Source organism: Paenibacillus sp. JZ16 (assembly GCF_015326965.1).
In the GTDB taxonomy this organism is placed as follows: domain Bacteria; phylum Bacillota; class Bacilli; order Paenibacillales; family Paenibacillaceae; genus Paenibacillus_AQ.
This window is the reverse complement of sequence record NZ_CP017659.1, coordinates 4,154,234-4,171,991: the sequence shown is the minus strand read 5'-3', so window position 1 is coordinate 4,171,991 and position 17,758 is coordinate 4,154,234. Positions and strand designations below refer to the sequence as shown.

Here is a 17,758-nt window from a genome sequence, read left to right as displayed (position 1 = left end):
CGTTCTTTAACCTCGCCCGCCGAATAGAATGTAGGTTGCCGTCTTGCTTAGGTTCAGCACCTTGACGGTGATGTAGCTGATGGCGAAGATGATGGAGATATTCACGATCAGACTGAGGGAGGCTTCCAGAAACGTGGCCTCGATCTCGGTTCGGCCGGATAACATCATCTCGACCAGCAGGTGAATCAGATAGATGCTGAAGCTCGCCCGGGAGACCGAGCTGATCAATTTCTGGATTTTATGGTTCACTTGATTGCTGATTCGGGCTTCCTTCTCCTTAAAGAAGATAAACAAACCGACAGCCATGAAGAAGGTGGTGACGGAATAGTTGCCGTAGAACATCTCATCCAGGACACCGCTGCGCAGCGAGACAAAATAGGTGGCCACCGGCGTGATGAAAAACGAGATGATGCCCAGATTGTATAGAATGCTCTTGGTTTTGAGCGGCAGCTCAAAGTGGAAGAGATAGTACCCTAGGATAAAATAGCCGAGGAAGCCCATGAAGAACGGGATGTTCATGATGGGAATGTTGATGTATTGATCCGTTGCACGAAATACGGCATCCGAGATGAAGCGATAGGCGATACTGACGATGAACCAGAGGAGCAGATAATACCGGAGATCCTTCTCGCTGCAGGATTTGATAAATTTGCTCATCAGCGGCACCGTCATGTAGATGGCAATAATGGCGTACAGGAACCACAGATGCACATAATTCCGGTCGGTCAGCAGCCGATACCCGAAGTCAACAACGAACTCATAGGCATTCAGCTTGCTTCGCATCAGATAGTATTGATTGTACAAGCCATAGATGAGCGACCAGGTCAGAAGGGGAATGAGCAGCGGTACGACGCGCTTTGCATAGAACTCCCGGTAGGATGTAATCTTCGTGCGCAGGATCATCGCCCCGCTGATCATGAAGAAGACCGGCACGGCGAAGCGGGATATGGAGTTGAACCCGTTGCTGATCCACCAGGAGGAGGAATGGAAATCATTCGTGCTGGTCAGTACCTCCGCTGTGTAGTGCAGGATGATGACGGCAACAATGGATAGGATTCTTAGGATATCGACATAGATAATTCTTTTATTGGGAACCATGCTGTTTCAGGCAGCCTCCTTCACCATAAGTTAATTCGATCCTGCGGCGATGTTCTGGCTGATGGCGGCCACGCCTTTGCGCTCCACGAAGCCCCAGCCTTCATCATTGTCAAAATATTTGAATGTCCCCGCAATGTTAATGTACAACAGCAAATTTCGGTAGGTTAACAGCTCCGCTTGGCTGAACAAGAACATCTTCATATAATCGGAAAATGTATAGGTACTGCCATATTTACGGCATAAGTACAGGGCGATTATGATCTGTGCCGCATTCAGCAGCACGCTCATCAGCAGGAAGATGATGGCATGCAGGAGGTTTCCGCCAACGATCAGGGTCTGCCCCAGATAAAAAATCGTAGTAAACGCGGAGAGTGTCCCCAGCATAAATCCGTCAATCGCAAAGAACAGGCTCACGCTGACGCTGAATTTTCGGGACAGCCTGGACCAATAGATGAGGATGCAGTCAATAAAGGCCTTTTGCCAGCGGATGCGCTGCTTATAGAAGTTGGGTAGATTCTCCGGACATTCGGTGTAGCATACCGCTTCGGGAGCGTAGACGAGTTTTTTCTTCAACTGATTGGCTTTGATGTACTCGTGGATTTTCAGCGTAATGTCGATATCCTCCCCGACCGTGCTGCGGAAGCCCTCAACATGAACGAGAACGTCTTTATAGAAGGCGCCAAACGCGCCTGAAATCACCACGATGGAATTAAAATACGATTGCGTGAGTTTGCGGACGTAGAAGCCGTGCGTATAATTGATGATCTGGCTCTTGATGAGCCCTCTTCCGCGAAACTTCTCAACGATGGCCCCGTTCTTGTCCCGCGCGGCGCCCTGTACAATTTTGACGGTACCGCCCAGCGCAATGATGTCGTTATCGTGAAAATATTGATTCACATACTTGAGCGAGTCGGCTTCCAGCATGCTGTCCGCATCCAGGGTGATGACGATATCGGAGGCGGCATGATCGATTCCGGCATTCAGCGAATCCGCTTTTCCGCCATTCATCTTATCGATAACGTAAATATGGCGGTAGCGATTCGAGCGATAGAATCCTTTTATCGGCTTGTAGTTCAGCTTGCTGTCGGCCGATCTGGTACTCGGCTCCAAATCCAGAAGCTCGTCTAGGGCGGATAAGGTTCCGTCCTTGGAGCCGTCGTTGATGATCATGATCTCATAGTTGCTGTAGCGCAAGCCCGCCATGGCATCGATGCAATTTCGAATCGTCAGCTCCTCGTTGTAAGCGGGGACGAGCACAGAGATTGATTTTTCGGCGAGATCGGGATTTAGCTTCTTCACCTTGCTGCACAGCAGCGGGATGAAGGTATACAGGGTTTGAAACACGAGAAATACGCCGGCTAATCCATAAAAAAAGTACTGCAAACTCCTCACTCCTCTCTTCTTCGTCTCTCTTTGTGATGAAGACCAGTATGGTGCGCCTACTCTATTGGACTTTAGATTAGGTATGCGCTTTTTCTATAACAAGCAATGTCAAGGGGGAAAATCCAGGTATTAAGGGATAATATAATCCAATTAAAACCTTTCATTCCATATAAACCCATATAACACTCTATGTAATAAACTATCGTAATGGACTCCTAAATGTAAAACCGCTCTATAGAGCAAGAAAACGAATACATAGATGCTTTTCGAGAGCAGTCTCTCTTTTGGTTCCACTTTCTATATTTTAGGCGGATAAAGCGATTTGGCAGGGGGTGCCCATGGATTCTGGAACAAGGATTCAGGGGGATTCGCACTAATAGGATTTCATGCATTGTAAAAAGCCATAACCAAGTTGAGCCTAGCTCGCGTGGTTATGGCTTCTAAAGGTTGTATCGCCCCGTGCTGCACCTGAGGGTTGTCTGACACTTCTACATAAAGTCGTAAAAGTAACGGATGAAATGAAAAAAGATTGGTGAGGTATAGGTCAGGCTGTCGACCCGGCTCAGATAGCTTTTCTTCAAGGCATCGAACCGCCCGTCATCCCCGATTAACAAATCGCGCTTCAGCACCGAAACCGTCAAGCTGCCGAAGAATCCGGCGAGGCTGATCAGCATACCGGACAGAAGGCCAAACGTCGGGCTAAGCGGCGTCAGATAGGGATAGATGAGATAGGAGCTTGCGGTGGTTGCGATAAACGCGCAGGCAAAGCCTTCCCAGGTCAGATTCGGGTTCGAGGTGGGCACGATTCTCCTTCTCCCAAAATAGAGTGAAGCGATTGTGTGCACCACATCGTTTAGCTGCGTTAAGACGACGAGAAACAGCACCAGCCCTGCTCCATACTGAGGCGTGGCGAATTGGAAATAGGCCAGGTGGCTGAGACCGAACACCATGAGCATCAGACCCCATTGGGTGGAGCTGACGCTACGCATAAAGCCGACGGTGCCTTTGTTAATCAACCGCGGAAGCGGCAGCACCAGGAATACATAGATCGGAATAAACACGATAAACATCCCGTACCATTCGATGTAGATCCAATAGAATTGGACGGGTATGGTTAAATACGCCCATAGAAACAAACGACGATCGGCTTTTCGTGTTTTGATCATCGAGAAATATTCTTTGAGCGTAAAGAAGGTTAACACCATAAGGGATAGCAGGGAAACCACAGGATTCAGAAGCGTGGCCAAGCAGAAGATGACCAGCATGCCCCACCAGGTTTTGATGCGAAATCCGACTTCCGTATAGTCGATATTCGGCTGCGTCTTGCTCATCACATAATAGAGCAGCTGGATGACCGACAAGACGGAGAATATTAGAATTAAGGTTAAAAGCGAGCTGTCCATATGCCTATCATCACCAACTTATCACGGGTATCATTCTTGTTCTACTAAAGGAATCATATGTTATTATGAAGGAATAATTCAATACGGATAAGGGGAAATTTCGTAAATGGTAGAGGATCAATCGGTCTTTATATTGCTTACCAATACCGGAACGCTCTTTACGAAAGTCATTCAGGGCTACACGAGGGCGCCTTACAACCATGCTTCGATCTCCTTTAATCGGGAGCTGTCGGAGCTATATAGCTTCGGGAGAAAGAATCCGAACAATCCTCTGAACGGCGGGTTCGTGAAGGAGGATTTGAAGACGGGAACGTTCAGTAAATATCCCAACACGACGTGCGTCATCTATGAGCTTCAGGTATCGGAACGCGACATCGCGAAGATGAAGCGGGTTCTGCAGGCTTTTATCCGAAAGGACAAAAAGTATTTTTATAATATATTGGGCGTCCTGGGCATCGCGCTAAAGGAACCGATCGAATTCAGCAACTCCTACTTTTGTTCGCAATTCGTGGCGGAGATTCTGCAGCGGTCCGGAGTCAGGCTATGGGATAAGCTGCCGGCCTTGGTGACGCCGGACGATTTCCGTCAAAGCGAGCGCCTGCAACTGATCTATGAAGGGAAACTGAGCGAGTATGAGCCTTAGATACAACTGCGCCGGCAGGTTCGGCAACGACAATTACGACTCAGCTTGACAGACGTCCGTTCCAGTCCTGCAATCCCAGAGAACCCCGGTTTGCCTGCCCAGGTGAATGTGGGGTTATCTGTATTGCAAGTGCTCGCACGAGAGTTTCGCCCATCTGGTTAGGCTGTTAGACAATAAATGCTGGCTAATAAGCGAGTGTTGCTATAAAATGGAATTAAAAATGAAATAAGGTTTCATCTAGTGGAACAATAATGTCATTGTCTGGATTTCACTTAGATCTTGGATGGGAGCGTGGTTAGGATGAACAGCAAGGAACGGTTTTCGAGTCGCGTCGATTCGTATACGAAGTATCGCCCGAGTTATCCGCAAGAGGTCATGGATTATTTGTTTGATACGGTAGGATTGGACGGCGAGATCGCCGATATTGGCGCCGGGACGGGGATTTTCTCGAAGCTGCTGCTGAAGCGGGGAAGTTGCGTGACCGCTGTGGAGCCGAATCAGGCGATGCGGGAAGCTGCCGAGTCGGACCTTGAAGGCGAACCCGGCTTTCGAATGGTCTCGGGTTCAGCCGAAGTGACGGGACTGCCTGATCAATCAGTGGATCATATCGTGAGCGCCCAGGCCTTTCATTGGTTTGACCGTGATGCCGCCCAAACGGAGTTCCGGCGGATCCTGAGACCGGGCGGAAAGGTTGCGCTGATATGGAATTCCAGGCTCACGCAGGGAACGCCGTTCCTGGAAGCGTATGAGCAGCTGCTCCTTACCTATGGCACCGATTATCAGGAAGTGGATCAGAAGAACATTTCGCGTGAAACGCTGGCTGCTTTTTTTCGGGGAGGGGACATGAGGGAGGCGAAGTTCTTCAATCGGCAGACATTTGATTACGAGGGATTGTGCGGCCGCTTGCACTCGTCATCTTACGCTCCGCTGCTGGGACATCCGAACCACGATCCAATGATGAACGAACTGCGCGCGATATTTGAACGGAATGAGCAGGCTGGCTGCGTGTTTTTTGATTATGAGACAAAGGTGTACTGGGGAGAGGTGTGAGCTGTCCTTCTTGCTCGGTTTCGCTGTTTGCAGAATAATAGAGCACCGGCTTTAATAATGGAACGGGAGGTACAGCAGCATGAACAAGACAGACCGGATGCTGGCTATCGTGCTTGAGCTGCAGCAGCGAAAGGTTGTTCGGGCCGAAGATTTGGCATCTATATTCGAGACGAGTGTCCGGACCATCTACCGGGATATTCAGGCCCTTAGCGAATCGGGCGTACCCGTGATGGGAGCTCCCGGGCAAGGATACTCATTAATGGAGGGATATTTCCTTCCGCCTGTCATGTTCACGGTGGAAGAGGCTGTGACTCTGCTCATTGGAACGGATTTCGTCGAACAACGCTTTGACCCGGAATATGGTCTGAAGGCTCGGACTTCGAGTAAGAAGATAGAGTCCATTCTGCCGGAGCCTGTCCGCGCAGATGCTTCGCGGGTTCGGAAGACCATGCGGCTGCTCTCACCGGGCAACAGGGTAAGTTTAGGAGAAGAGAAGGATTATGTTGAAATCGTTCGCCGAGCCATCCTGCAGGAGCGTAAGGTCGAATTCAATTATGTGAAAAAAATGCCCGATTCTAACGGCAACAGGAAGAGTTTTCGCTCGGCAGCTCCTTATGGTCTAGCGTTTCTCCAAGGCGCATGGACACTAATTGCATGGTGTGACCTGCGGCAGGGAATCCGCCATTTTAGGCTGTCCCGCATGAAGGAATTGAAGGTCCTTGAGGAGCGTTTTGAGATGCCGCCGAATTTTGACTTGGAAGACTATCGACCTTCGGATGACCGTAACCTGCGGGTGCAAGTTCTGGCAAATCCCGATATTGCGGATCGAGTTAAGGAATCCGACAATTATTACATGGAGACATTAGAAGAATGCGAGGACGGATTGCTTGTGAGCTTCCGCGTTCGCCGGCTGGAGGAGATCCTGCAGTGGGTGCTCGGCTGGGGATCGAATGTCGTCGTCCTTGAGCCGGAATCCTTCCGTGACCGGATCCGCGATGAAGCGGAAAAGATGTTAAAACGCTACTGACATGACGTTGTCAGTAGCGTTTTTGTATATTCGGTACAAAGACGATGTAAGGGAGTGGTTGATATGAATACAACGGAAGCATTGCAGCGGTTTGAAGAGACGGTGCAGGTGTATCTACAGGAGCTGGATGGTTTCAGCATGGAGGAATTAAAGTACAGACAAGCAGAGGACGAGTGGTCGATCGGGCAAATGTATCAGCACTTGATTCAATCCGCGTTATCCATGCATCTGCGAAATATTGAGTTATGTTTAAACCCGATTGAGGATGCAGCAGTCTCTTCAGCGGGAAAAACGGAAGTAGGTATGGCGATATTCGAACAGGGCAGTTTCCCTCCCATCCGTATTCAGGTTCCGCCGTCTCCTCAATATACCCCGGAGCAGCCTGCAACGAAAGAGCAGTTGATTCGAGGTTTGGATACTGTCGTCCAACGAATGAGACAAACCGAGCCAATGCTTGGAGAGGCATCCCTGCAGCATACCGTTCCCCATCCGAGTTTCGGAGGATTGCATGCCCTAGAGTGGTTTTTGCTCATCGAGATGCATTATCGGCATCATGTCCGGCAGCTGGACCGATTGAAACAGACTTTAGAGCAGCAGCATGGATGATGGGATATCAGGACGTGGTTACACGATTAGGAGATCGAACCCGTTATTGGATTGGAGTAGTATCCGAATCGCATGTGAAATTGGGGGTGGAAGGGGGATTTGCCCAGCTATGTCACGGTAAATCGGCTCCGCTGCGGCGTATGCGCAAAGGAGATTGGCTGATCTATTATTCTCCGCGCACCGAGATGAAGTCTGGGGAGGCGCTTCAAGCATTCACCGCAGTCGGCCAGGTTGTGAATGATCAAGTCTATGAGTATCCAATGACGGCATCATTCGTCCCTTGCCGCCGGGATATCCGGTATGTTCCAGGTCAGCAAGTGAAAATAGCCTGCCTATTGGACCAGCTTAGCTTTACGCGAGGGAATCGAAATTGGGGGTATGCCTTTCGTTATGGGCATTTCGAGATCAAACGAGAGGATTTTCTGATGATTGCGGAGGCAATGTTGGGCGGCTCGGACATGATACAAAAAAGAGCGATAAAATCGCTTTGACCATTTGTCATCGTGCCTATTTTTGAACAACTCGGTTTGAAAACGGCTCGCCCCGGGTACTGGTACTACGAGTGCATCAATGAGTAGAAAGGAGCGGATGACCGTGGAGGTACATGTCAGATCATTTTTCGTGAAAGACGATGGAGAGGTTCCCAATAATCCCGATCTGCCGGTCATTGTGTACAATGGAGTATTCGCGGATGACCCGAGCGGCCTGGAGGCTGCCTTTAACCGGCATCATTGGAGCGGGAGCTGGGCAGGTGGCGTATACGATTACCATCATTATCACAGCAACACGCACGAAGTCCTGGGTGTGCGGTCCGGAAGCGCGACCGTCCTGGTGGGCGGTGATGCGGGAGAACGGCTGGAGCTTGCCACAGGCGATGTGATTGTTTTGCCGGCAGGCACTGCACATATGAAACTCACCAGCACCCCTGATTTTGAGGTGATTGGTGCTTATCCCGAAGGGAATACCCCGAATATGAGGGAGCGGAACCCGACGGATCGGGCGCAGGCGATCAACGAAATCCGAAGCGTGCCTGTTCCGGATCTGGATCCTGTCTTTGGAGAGGAAGGGCCACTGCTGCATAAATGGGTGAAATAAAAGAATGAATCGATATATAGGGAAAAGAGGAAGAGGCTTGCACACGTCTGTTTGCAGACAGCATGTGCAGCCTCTTTTTACGGTGCAGATTACAGAAAGTTTTATACGGCTGCTTTCTTATTCGGAGCGACTACTGAAGTAAAAGGGTAACTGACAACATAAGCATGAGCAGAGCATTCAGAGCCATGAACGGTTTATGCCTGGCCCGAATCAGATGGGCATGAATGGCTCCCACCATTAGAACCGTAAATAGAGAAGCAGCGTAGAGCTTGTTCTCTGGAATCCAGAATGCTGATATCATAAAGACAATCCCCGCTGACTCCAGACCGGCAACAACGAACATCCCCCAGAGGGGGTATCGGTATTCGCTCCAGTGCTGCACCATCGAGCCGGTGCGGAGAAATTTGAACGACGCGGAAAGTGCAAACATACCAATCAATACACATTGAAATAAAATTACCCAAAGTGGTTCCATATCATCCACACTCCTTTGTTTTCTCTAGCGGCTCATCCTGTCGAGGATTAGTTTACACGCCACAAAACATTGGAGTATGTAGTCCAGAATACATAGCGAAAGGGCGAAACATGACATGGAGATGATTAAATATCTATCCCGGCTGGATCTGTTTCATGGACTTAGCGAAGAAGAGCTGCTGCAATTGAACCATGTGACGCCACTTGAAATCCGTAACAAAGGAACCGTGGTGGCCTCTCCTCATATGGAGCCGAAGGTACTGTACATCGTAAAATCCGGAAAGGTGCGGCTTTATAAGCTGACGGCAGGAGGGAAGGAGCTGACGCTAGATATTTTGGGCGCGGGGCATCTGTTTGGGGAAATGACATCCTTTCATACGGGATCTGCCATGTTTGCCGTCACGATGGAAGACTCCGTCATTTGTGAAATCGAGAGCCGTCAATTCCGAAAGGTGATCAGCGAACAGCCGGATCTGGCATTCAAGTACATTGAGCTCGTAACTGGCAGGCTCAAAGAGATGGAAGAACTGCTGGAGTATATGGCTTACGGGAGCGTGCGACAACGTCTGCTATTCTTGCTGCACAAGCTGGCCGCCAAATTCTCACCAGATTCGAAGGCTGCAGGGGAATGGGCCCCGCTAGAGATCGAGCTTACCCATCAGGAGCTGGCGACCATGACAGGCAGCATACGAGAAACCGTAACGCCGATACTCAATCAGCTGGTATCTGAAGGCGTATTGCGTAAAGAAGGGGCACGTAAACCTTACTCGATACATAGGAGTCGTTTGGAGGCTGCATTGGCGGTGTGCAAATAACTAACCTGCTGCTGGCCAACCCTTTTTGGAAATTGTAATGGCAACCGTGCCCATGCTATCGTAAAGGTTAGAAGGTCAAGTTGCAGGTCTTCTCATTATTGCTAGCGGAGGTGCAGTTTATGAAAGCGTTGTTTATTGGAGGAACCGGAACGATCAGCTCGGCGATTACGAAGCAGCTGCTGGAACAGGGATGCGAGCTATACCTGCTCAACCGAGGGAACCGAAACGACACATTGCCCGAGGGCGCACATATTTTGCAGGCCGATATTCATGACGAAGACCAAGTGGCGAAACTTATTGAGCCGCTCGATTTTGATATTGTGGCCGACTTTATAGCCTTCGAACCGGCCCATCTGGAGAGAGATTATCGTCTGTTCAACGGAAAAACCAAGCAGTTTATATTCATCAGCTCCGCTTCCGCTTATCAGACGCCACTATCCGATTATCGCATTACGGAAGGCACGCCTTTATCCAATCCATACTGGGCCTATTCCAGAAATAAAATCGCTTGCGAAGATTATCTGATGAAGCAGTATCGGGAACATGGCTTCCCGGTAACTATCGTAAGGCCTAGCCATACGTATGATGAGCGGTCCATTCCACTCGGCGTGCACGGCAGCCAAGGAAGCTGGCAGGTTGTGAAGCGGATGCTGGAGAATAAACCGGTCATTATTCACGGGGATGGGACGTCTCTGTGGACGTTGACGCACAACAGCGATTTTGCAAAAGGATTCATCGGTCTGATGGGCAACATTCATGCCATCGGGGAGTCGGTGCATATTACCTCTGACGAGTCGCTCACCTGGAATCAGATCTACCAAATCATTGCGGATGCCCTGGGCGTACAGCTGAATGCGGTGCACGTGTCTTCGGAATTCTTGGATGCAACCAGCACGCAGGACTTTAGAGGTTCATTGTTGGGGGACAAAGCGAATACCGTTGTGTTTGATAACGCCAAGCTCAAGCGGCTTGTCCCTGAATTCGTGGCAACCACCCGGGCGGATCAAGGAATCAGGCAAACGGTGAACTATATCTTGTCCCATCCAGAACATCAACGGGAAGATGAAGAGTTTGATGTGTGGTGTGACAAGGTTGTTTCGGCGTTGGAGAAGGCGAAGTCGATCATAACGGGGTAGGTGGGTTTTGGAAGAGGACGAATGGAATATATAAGAGAGGGCACCCGATCCGGGTGCCCTCTATGTTTACTTAGCTATCAACCTGAATGGATTACAACGGCAAATCGCGTTTTCGAAATAACACGACAGCCAGGCCGAATGCGATCAGGCCGATGGCGGCAAGCACAAGGGAGGTTACCATGAAATCCCCCGTTCCATTTACGATTTCCCCGGGCTGATATAAGGAGAAGAGGGTAAGGTTGCGCATCCATTCAATCTTATCGCTGAATTTACTGATCAAATCCAGACTGAAGAACCCGAATGTAATCAACCCGGAGATACTCCGTGCCTTCTTCTCGTCATTACACAGCGAGGACACGAGAAAACAGATGCTGGAGATGGCAAAAAAGAGCAGGAACGCCGCTGCGTTCATCTGGATGAATCGGGCGGTATTGAATTCGTAGGAATCCCCCAGCAGCCAAGCGTATCCGGCGAATCCGGCCAATGTCGTGACCGCCAGGATAAGGAAGAGCCCGCTTGTCATAACCATGGCTTGCGTTAGCGCCACTTTCCCTCTTGTTGTCGGGGCCGACAGCAAATAGCCCATCGAGCCTTGATCGACCAATTTGGCCATTAGCTGGGTCGTCAGCTGAACGCAGACGATAGCCAGGATGAGCACCAGAATTAATCCGTAATATTCCCCGGAGATGAAAGCTTCGGCTGTACCGAAGCCATTAAGCCCGAAGGCTTTTCCGACGCCCTCCGGCATCGACGCGACCAGATCGTCGATGGCTCCTGTGTTCTTGGCGATGCTGGGATATAACCAGAACATCAGGAGAATATAAAAAGCGGACCCGAACGCATAATTCATCAAGCTTTTCATATTTACTTTCATCATCTGTTTATATAAGGTGACATTCATTTCGATATCCCCTTCCGATCATAATAATTCATGAAAATATCCTCGAGGTTCTGGGTGAAGACATCGATGCTGCGCACAGGGTATTTGCCCGTCTCTTGGATAAACTGATCGTAATTGCCCTGGACGGCTACGCTCACCCGAGTGCCTTCATAGGATTCGACAAGCAGCCCTGAACTCCGAAAAGCCTCGGCATCGCTTGAATGCACGAAGTTGACCTCGAACAGCTTCCGCTGCATGGATTGCAGTTCGTGAATGTCCTTGACAGCAATAATGACCCCGTCCTTGATAATCGCGGCTCGGTCACAGGTTCTCTCGATTTCCTGAAAGCTGTGGGATGACATCAAGAATGTTGTGCCGCGGGCTTTCTCCTCAAGAACAATCTCAATAAACACCTTCTGCATCAGCGGATCGAGTCCCGAAGTGGGCTCATCCAGAATAATGACCTTCGGACCATGCATGAAGGCGGCGACGATCCCGACCTTTTGTTTCATTCCCTTGGACATTTTATGAATCGGGGTCTGTACATCGAATTGCAGGCGATCGATCAATTGATTCCGCTTGGACAAGTCCCGAATTCCCTGCATATCGGCCATGAAATCCAGAAAGGTCTTTCCGGTCATTCCTTCGATAAAGGAAATTTCACCTGGGAGGTAACCCACGTCCGATTGGAACTTTCCTTGTTCTCTCCAGGTATCCAGCCCATTTACCTTGACGTATCCCTGATCCGGCTTCATAAAACCCATGATGTGCCGGATGGTCGTTGATTTTCCGGCGCCATTCGGCCCTAAAAAACCAAAAACCTCGCCCGGCTCCACCGAAAACGAAACATCGAAGATGCCCCTTCCGTTGGAAAATGTCTTCGTCAAATGCTGAACGGTTAACATACCGCCACCTCCGTAATAATTGGAGAAATGAAATATTATTGATCAGATATTTCATATGTTATAATATACCTAGCTTGTGGCTTCGTCAATGATTTAATGAAATTAATTTACGTATAAATTTCATAAATTACACAATTAATCTTAAGAGTTAGGATGAAGGGAAATGAACGGTTTTGAGAAAAGGGCGAATCTGATCAAAGAGAAGATTATGAGAACCACCTTGGAACTGGTGCGCACCTCGGAGCTAAAGCGAATTCGGATTGCCGACATATCCAAGGCAGCCAAGGTGTCGCAGGTGACGATCTATAATTACTTCGGCAGCAAGGAGGAGCTGCTGCGCGAGGTTTTTCGCAATTATTTTGATAAGGCGATCCGGGATTTTGAGGAATATATGAGCGAAGGCCATTCTTTGAAGGAGAAGATCGAGCACATTATTTTTCTGGAGAAGGAATCCTACAGTGATTTCCCGCCCGCATTGATTAAAGAGTTGTTGATCGATGACGAAGAATTGGCCCGTTATATGGAAGAGCAGTACAGGAACAAAGCCATTCCGCTCACCATCCAGATTATTGAGGAGGGCAAGGCCAGCGGTGAGATTTCACCGGAGGTATCGACGGAACACGTTCTGGCTTTTATCCAGCTGTACATGAATCAATATGAATCGATTCTGGCTATGGCCCAGCAAAGTGATGATATGGACGGCTTCCTGGAGGGAATGGTTCATATGTTCTTCTACGGTGTCTGCGGAAAGGCTTAATCCTCGGTTACCGAATTATTGATACTGGCCAGCAGATATAAGATGCCCATATTGCATATCATCGTGTAAACGTAGTAACAACAACCCTCCAAACCTGGAGGGTTGTTCGCATCTAACCAAGGCACGTGTCTTACATTTGGTGCACAACATGCACAAATTAAGTACCCCGACTTACCCGTGCCGATGATTCCATTATGTTACAATGGTAGGATGGGGTTGCCTCAAATAGGAGTCTCCCGCAATACGTGAAGAAAGCAGGTGCAGCGTGGATATTATACTGTTTGCGGTCATTATTTTCGTGGCGTCCATTCTTCAGACCAGCACCGGATTTGGGTTCTCTATCCTGGCTACGCCGTTTCTGCTGCTCTTATTCCAGCCTAACGAGGCTATTCAGATTAATTTAATTCTTTCTCTTGTCATCTCGGCTGCTCTAATCGCGAGGATACGCAAGGACATCGATTATGGCATCCTCAAGCGATTGGTGATCGGAAGTGCGGCAGGACTCCCTCTCGGCATCGTTATTTTTTCGTTTATCGATATTCGTTATCTGAAGTTAGGCGTTAGTCTGATTATATTGGCATTAACCGTCATGCTGATGCTAAAATTCAGAATCCGTCAGAGCCATGGCAGGGATCTGGCGGTAGGGGGGCTCTCAGGCTCTCTAACGACCAGCATTGGAATGCCGGGTCCGCCCCTGCTGTTATATTTCTCGGGCACCGACACGCAGAAGGCAAAGCTCAGAGGGACGACACTCGCCTTCTATTTGTTCATCTACTCCCTGAGTTTGATCATTCAGGTGATCGTGGCGGGAACGAGCAAGACCGTCTGGGTATCGAGCGGAATTGCGCTTCCCCTGGTGTTCGTCGGGCTGTTGATCGGACAGCGACTATTCATTGTCATTAACCAGAGAGTATTCCAGATATTCACCTATATCATTTTGATCTTTACGGGTGTGTATATGCTCATCGAGAGTCTGTAAAGAGACCAAAGATTGCAGCGACGACGGATTATTTCACGGTTGGTTCTAGCAGCGTCTCCGCGAGCAGAGGAAACAGGTTATCAAAAGCATGCGTATTCCCATCAAACACATACCCTCCCGGATAAGCGGGATCTTGGCCTCGGAGTTGGATCATTCGATCATGCAGCTCCCGAGCCCAAGGGAGGTCATTCGTTTTTGACGCCAGGATAATAGCCAGTCCGTAGACGGCAGGTGACTCATATGCCGCGTCAGGTTTTCTTGTCTTCCGGTTGAAGCGCCCTGCCAGCTGCTGATTCTTCTGGAATTCTCCCTTCAAGAATTGTATGAGCTCCTTCGGCGGATGATCCATCTCCGCCAGATGGATGCCAACGATCAGCTGGTCGATTAGATTGACCGATGCGTCATACTCATATTGACCGGAGCGGATTTGATAGGTTTTGGGATAGAAGATGCCGTCAGAAGGCATGTGGGAGAGCAGGTCCTGATACTGTTTATACTCCTGACGGGACAGGATTCCGTTATTCTGCATTTCGCGCAGTGCCGATATGTCAGCGTAGACCAGGCTTAACACGGCTGCCGATGCATTCCGTTCAAAATCATGATAATCCACGAAATATCCTTGGGTTTGGGCAGGTGCTTGCAATGATGAGCCGATCTCCTTCGCCAATTGAAGGTATTCGTCCCGGTCCCAGAGTTTGTACGCCTTCAGCAGGGCATCGAGGATTCGGAGATCATCGCCTAGGGCATTGGTCGTTACCTCGGATTGACCGTCTGGTCTGAGCTTCCACCGGATATAAGTTTCCTGACCCTTATGGAGGAAGTAGGTTGTAAGAAGCTGGGCGCTATCATCGAACCGGGCTCGATCGCCGGATAAGACAGCATACTGCATCCAAAGTCCGAGCGACTCGGATAACGCTTCTCTACCGGCAACGATGTCCGGGTTCTGGGAAGAAGCGGGCTTGAGATAGGTAGCAATGGTACCGTTATCGTTGGTCATATGCTCTTCAATAAACGCTGCTGTCACGTCGGGGTTCTCCTTGCTATGGATGATAGCGTAGGCGATGAAGACGACGCCGATTAGAGCAAGAAGGGCGATGATCGCAAGAATGGCCTTCTTGCGGGAAATCCGGGTTGTCATAGGTTCACCTCGAACATACTATTCTACGCTTGCGTTCCTAAAGCCTTTAAGAAGACCGAACGAATAAATTTAGCTTCTGAGGCCCCATCGTTCGTTTATCCATAAAAATGCCGTACCCGATGTTTGCAGAACAACGGATACGGCATTCTCTTAAAGGATAGGTTCGCTATTGCAAACTGACGATCGTGAGTCCCTGATCCTGCAGGTGCTTAATAATCTTCGGCAAGGCGTCCACAACCGCCTGCGATTCATGCAGGAGGATGATGGAGCCGGAAGCTTCGATGTGCTGGACATACTCGAGGATTTTATCCTCGTCGCGGGTCAGCCAATCCTCGGGATCCCGGTTCCAGAGCACCATCTTACTGCCTTGCTGTTGGCTTAACGCCTCGGTCCGATCGTCAAAGGCACCGTAGGGCGGACGGAAGAGTACCAGCTTCTCGTCGGTAATATGCTCGATGAGGTCGGACACGCGGGTCAACTCTGCCTGCTGCTGTTCATAGGTAAGGCTTGTCAGCTGGCTATGAGTCATGGAATGGCTGCCGACAGAGTATCCGTTCGCATGGATGGCCCTGACATAGTCGGGATGTTTTTTTACATTGGTGCCAACAAAGAAGAACGTTCCGCCAACCTCGTGTTTTTTTAAGACATTCATAATATCGATAGAGTGCTTGGATGGCCCATCATCAAATGTAAGGGCTACATACCCTTTGGGCAGGCTAAACGAGATGAACTCCTCCAGCTCCAGCTGTGGAATGGAAGCAGAGGGTTTGTTATCCTTCGGTTTACTCTCCTTCGGTCTGCTCTCCGCTGCTTCCTCCTTTGAGGCTGCCACGGGTTTCGCGATGATGGCGCTCCGGTTCTCGGCAAGCAATTGGATAACGGTCTCTGCTTCCGCAGTGGCCGTTACTGCAGAATAAGGCTTAATGTCACCGGGATACGAGTAATTAAATGAACTTAATAATACAACAAAAATCAAGCTCATCATGATGGCGCTTACCAGCTTAAGCGGAAGATGGCGCCGTTTCCTTGCGAAACGATTGGTTTTCAGGTCCCCTTCGGCGGCTGGCATCTCTTCGGGCTGATCCGCTTCGGATCGATGCGTGGAGAGGAAAGGCAGCGTATGCAAGTCATCTGCATGCCGGATCTTCTTGATTGACTCTAATTCGTTCCTGAACGGAACGGAGCAGGCAAATGAAAACCGCTCACTATGTTCACGATATGTACGCGTAATGGAACCTATGTATTGCTGTTTGTTTGCATCCCATGCGGTATGTAAGGATATTCGGTGTTTATGAACCCCATCGAACTCCGTCACGGCTGCTATATTCGCTATGGTCTCGTTATCGGTTAACCATAATGGCTCCGCCGATTCTATTAGGGATAGCTTGATTCGTAGACCGAATGTTTCGGTATCCCTCTCGATCGCCAGCAGCTCTATGATTCTGCCGTAGGATTCTGACATGATGGCCCCCCTTTCTCTAGCTGTTCATGCGGGTAAGATTATTCCGATGGTGTATTGGAAGCCGTGGTTTTCGGTGAGAAGGAGAAGGACATCTTCTCGGTAAAATCATTGATGGTCTGCATCAGCTTGGCTTTATCATCCAGGATATTCTGGTATTGCTCCGCGTACTTCTGGTTGGCAATCTCCAGCTCCCGGACCTTCTCTTCAAGCGAGTTGATCTTGAGCATGTTCTGATATTGGGTGTTGTTAGACTCCTCATAGAGCTTGTTGTACTTGGCGGTCTCGGTTTCGAGCTGATTGGAGAGCTTCTCATACGCCAGGTTCGACGTTAACTGGTATTCCTTGTAATCCTCCAGCAGCTGATCGTAGGCCATCTGTTTGTTCGTCAGCACGTTCTCGAGTTCGCGGATTTCCTTGTTCTTCTCCTGAACCAGCTGATCTCTTTTGATCTGCTCATGCTTATACCGGTTGATCGTCTCGTTCGCGGTAAAGAGCTGATCCTCCAGGCCTCTATTCTTATAGGCCAGCAGCTGCCGTTCCTTCAGCATGTTCTCGATCGAAACAATGACATCAAGGCCGATCTTGTCCTGATTATCCTTGGAGAATAGAGGTTTGTTTCCTTCTGCAGCGGGCAGTTCTGGCTCCGCGGAATAAGCCGCCTCTTCTTCTGCCGTTGCAGCAATATCCTCTTGTTCGGTACTGTTCTTCTCGGGCTGGTTCTGGTTCGAGCGGGCACTCTTAAACCACGCCATTCCTTTTTTCTCTGTTTCCCTGGCCAAAATATCAACTCCTATATATTCAATGATTCTAGTATGAAATTAGGCTAAAAGACCCCTATTAATAATAATCGGTAAAAACGTCCCAAAAACTTTGCCCTACACCCCGTGAAAATAAAAAAAGCCCCGCA

At 49.4% G+C, this 17,758-nt stretch carries 19 protein-coding genes; 10 read left to right on the top strand and 9 right to left on the bottom strand.

The window, feature by feature from the left end:
* Nucleotides 1-6: 6 nt before the first annotated feature.
* From BJP58_RS19020 to BJP58_RS19010, 3 genes are all read right to left on the bottom strand, one after another.
* Nucleotides 7-1,098 (bottom strand): acyltransferase, encoded by a 1,092-nt coding sequence (locus BJP58_RS19020; protein WP_194540163.1) that lies wholly within the window; start codon nt 1,096-1,098, stop codon nt 7-9.
* A gap of 30 nt (nt 1,099-1,128) precedes the next feature.
* Nucleotides 1,129-2,481 (bottom strand): glycosyltransferase family 2 protein, encoded by a 1,353-nt coding sequence (locus BJP58_RS19015; RefSeq protein ID WP_194540162.1) that lies wholly within the window; start codon nt 2,479-2,481, stop codon nt 1,129-1,131.
* Nucleotides 2,482-2,969: 488 nt separating this feature from the next.
* Nucleotides 2,970-3,884, bottom strand: a complete 915-nt coding sequence (locus tag BJP58_RS19010; RefSeq protein WP_194540161.1) for a phosphatidate cytidylyltransferase — start codon at nt 3,882-3,884, stop codon at nt 2,970-2,972.
* Between the two features lie 106 nt (nt 3,885-3,990).
* On the opposite strand from BJP58_RS19010, the gene BJP58_RS19005 reads away from it, so the two are divergent.
* From BJP58_RS19005 to BJP58_RS18980, 6 genes are all read left to right on the top strand, one after another.
* Nucleotides 3,991-4,527, top strand: coding sequence for a hypothetical protein (locus tag BJP58_RS19005; RefSeq protein ID WP_071220582.1), 537 nt, complete (start codon nt 3,991-3,993; stop codon nt 4,525-4,527).
* 300 nt (nt 4,528-4,827) lie between these two features.
* Nucleotides 4,828-5,577 (top strand): class I SAM-dependent methyltransferase, encoded by a 750-nt coding sequence (locus BJP58_RS19000; RefSeq protein WP_194540160.1) that lies wholly within the window; start codon nt 4,828-4,830, stop codon nt 5,575-5,577.
* Between the two features lie 79 nt (nt 5,578-5,656).
* Nucleotides 5,657-6,604, top strand: coding sequence for a helix-turn-helix transcriptional regulator (locus BJP58_RS18995; protein WP_194540159.1), 948 nt, complete (start codon nt 5,657-5,659; stop codon nt 6,602-6,604).
* Between the two features lie 63 nt (nt 6,605-6,667).
* The gene (locus BJP58_RS18990) at nt 6,668-7,210 is read left to right on the top strand and encodes a DinB family protein (protein WP_194540158.1); all 543 of its coding nucleotides are present in this window, start codon (nt 6,668-6,670) and stop codon (nt 7,208-7,210) included.
* Nucleotides 7,207-7,701, top strand: a complete 495-nt coding sequence (locus BJP58_RS18985; protein WP_233354692.1) for an EVE domain-containing protein — start codon at nt 7,207-7,209, stop codon at nt 7,699-7,701. Before BJP58_RS18990 ends, BJP58_RS18985 begins: the two co-directional genes overlap by 4 nt.
* Before the next feature lie 103 nt (nt 7,702-7,804).
* A complete protein-coding gene (locus BJP58_RS18980; RefSeq protein ID WP_194540157.1) occupies nt 7,805-8,305 on the top strand; it encodes a cupin domain-containing protein in 501 nt (166 codons plus the stop codon).
* Nucleotides 8,306-8,435: 130 nt separating this feature from the next.
* Here BJP58_RS18980 and BJP58_RS18975 read toward each other — a convergent pair whose 3' ends face one another.
* On the bottom strand, nt 8,436-8,780 hold the full coding sequence (locus tag BJP58_RS18975; protein ID WP_194540156.1) for a DoxX family protein: 345 nt from the start codon (nt 8,778-8,780) through the stop codon (nt 8,436-8,438).
* Nucleotides 8,781-8,895: 115 nt separating this feature from the next.
* Here BJP58_RS18975 and BJP58_RS18970 point away from each other — a divergent pair, with 115 nt between their 5' ends.
* A complete protein-coding gene (locus BJP58_RS18970; RefSeq protein ID WP_194540155.1) occupies nt 8,896-9,594 on the top strand; it encodes a Crp/Fnr family transcriptional regulator in 699 nt (232 codons plus the stop codon).
* Nucleotides 9,595-9,713: 119 nt separating this feature from the next.
* The gene (locus BJP58_RS18965; RefSeq protein WP_194540154.1) at nt 9,714-10,730 is read left to right on the top strand and encodes an SDR family oxidoreductase; all 1,017 of its coding nucleotides are present in this window, start codon (nt 9,714-9,716) and stop codon (nt 10,728-10,730) included.
* A 91-nt stretch (nt 10,731-10,821) separates the two neighbouring features.
* Here the strand turns inward: BJP58_RS18965 and BJP58_RS18960 are convergent, their stop codons facing one another.
* Together BJP58_RS18960 and BJP58_RS18955 are read right to left on the bottom strand one after the other, a co-directional pair.
* Entirely contained in the window at nt 10,822-11,631 is an 810-nt protein-coding gene (locus BJP58_RS18960) for an ABC transporter permease subunit (protein WP_194540153.1), read from the bottom strand.
* Entirely contained in the window at nt 11,628-12,515 is an 888-nt protein-coding gene (locus BJP58_RS18955) for an ABC transporter ATP-binding protein (protein WP_194540152.1), read from the bottom strand. The genes BJP58_RS18960 and BJP58_RS18955 overlap by 4 nt, the downstream gene beginning before the upstream one ends.
* Before the next feature lie 163 nt (nt 12,516-12,678).
* Between BJP58_RS18955 and BJP58_RS18950 the strand changes: the two genes are divergently transcribed.
* Nucleotides 12,679-13,272, top strand: a complete 594-nt coding sequence (locus BJP58_RS18950) for a TetR/AcrR family transcriptional regulator (protein ID WP_194540151.1) — start codon at nt 12,679-12,681, stop codon at nt 13,270-13,272.
* Nucleotides 13,273-13,537: 265 nt separating this feature from the next.
* Nucleotides 13,538-14,251 (top strand): sulfite exporter TauE/SafE family protein, encoded by a 714-nt coding sequence (locus tag BJP58_RS18945; protein WP_194540150.1) that lies wholly within the window; start codon nt 13,538-13,540, stop codon nt 14,249-14,251.
* Between the two features lie 28 nt (nt 14,252-14,279).
* On the opposite strand, the gene BJP58_RS18940 is transcribed toward BJP58_RS18945, so the two are convergent.
* The 3 genes from BJP58_RS18940 to BJP58_RS18930 all read right to left on the bottom strand — a co-directional run bounded on the left by BJP58_RS18940 (nt 14,280) and on the right by BJP58_RS18930 (nt 17,630).
* Nucleotides 14,280-15,389 carry a glycosyl hydrolase family 8 gene (locus BJP58_RS18940; RefSeq protein WP_194540149.1) on the bottom strand — a complete coding sequence of 370 codons (1,110 nt, stop codon included), beginning with the start codon at nt 15,387-15,389 and terminating at the stop codon, nt 14,280-14,282.
* Between the two features lie 166 nt (nt 15,390-15,555).
* Nucleotides 15,556-16,851, bottom strand: coding sequence for a polysaccharide deacetylase family protein (locus tag BJP58_RS18935; protein ID WP_194540148.1), 1,296 nt, complete (start codon nt 16,849-16,851; stop codon nt 15,556-15,558).
* Nucleotides 16,852-16,889: 38 nt separating this feature from the next.
* Nucleotides 16,890-17,630 carry a hypothetical protein gene (locus BJP58_RS18930; protein WP_194540147.1) on the bottom strand — a complete coding sequence of 247 codons (741 nt, stop codon included), beginning with the start codon at nt 17,628-17,630 and terminating at the stop codon, nt 16,890-16,892.
* Nucleotides 17,631-17,758: the final 128 nt, after the last annotated feature.

Coding starts and splice junctions, on each gene's coding strand:
- BJP58_RS18970 (WP_194540155.1), top strand. CDS start 8,896: ATGGAGATGATTAAATATCTATCCCGGCTGGATCTGTTTCATGGACTT.
- BJP58_RS18960 (WP_194540153.1), bottom strand. CDS start 11,631: ATGAATGTCACCTTATATAAACAGATGATGAAAGTAAATATGAAAAGC.
- BJP58_RS18965 (WP_194540154.1), top strand. CDS start 9,714: ATGAAAGCGTTGTTTATTGGAGGAACCGGAACGATCAGCTCGGCGATT.
- BJP58_RS19010 (WP_194540161.1), bottom strand. CDS start 3,884: ATGGACAGCTCGCTTTTAACCTTAATTCTAATATTCTCCGTCTTGTCG.
- BJP58_RS18990 (WP_194540158.1), top strand. CDS start 6,668: ATGAATACAACGGAAGCATTGCAGCGGTTTGAAGAGACGGTGCAGGTG.
- BJP58_RS18985 (WP_233354692.1), top strand. CDS start 7,207: ATGATGGGATATCAGGACGTGGTTACACGATTAGGAGATCGAACCCGT.
- BJP58_RS19005 (WP_071220582.1), top strand. CDS start 3,991: ATGGTAGAGGATCAATCGGTCTTTATATTGCTTACCAATACCGGAACG.
- BJP58_RS18935 (WP_194540148.1), bottom strand. CDS start 16,851: ATGTCAGAATCCTACGGCAGAATCATAGAGCTGCTGGCGATCGAGAGG.
- BJP58_RS19020 (WP_194540163.1), bottom strand. CDS start 1,098: ATGGTTCCCAATAAAAGAATTATCTATGTCGATATCCTAAGAATCCTA.
- BJP58_RS19000 (WP_194540160.1), top strand. CDS start 4,828: ATGAACAGCAAGGAACGGTTTTCGAGTCGCGTCGATTCGTATACGAAG.
- BJP58_RS18975 (WP_194540156.1), bottom strand. CDS start 8,780: ATGGAACCACTTTGGGTAATTTTATTTCAATGTGTATTGATTGGTATG.
- BJP58_RS18995 (WP_194540159.1), top strand. CDS start 5,657: ATGAACAAGACAGACCGGATGCTGGCTATCGTGCTTGAGCTGCAGCAG.
- BJP58_RS18940 (WP_194540149.1), bottom strand. CDS start 15,389: ATGACAACCCGGATTTCCCGCAAGAAGGCCATTCTTGCGATCATCGCC.
- BJP58_RS18950 (WP_194540151.1), top strand. CDS start 12,679: ATGAACGGTTTTGAGAAAAGGGCGAATCTGATCAAAGAGAAGATTATG.
- BJP58_RS18955 (WP_194540152.1), bottom strand. CDS start 12,515: ATGTTAACCGTTCAGCATTTGACGAAGACATTTTCCAACGGAAGGGGC.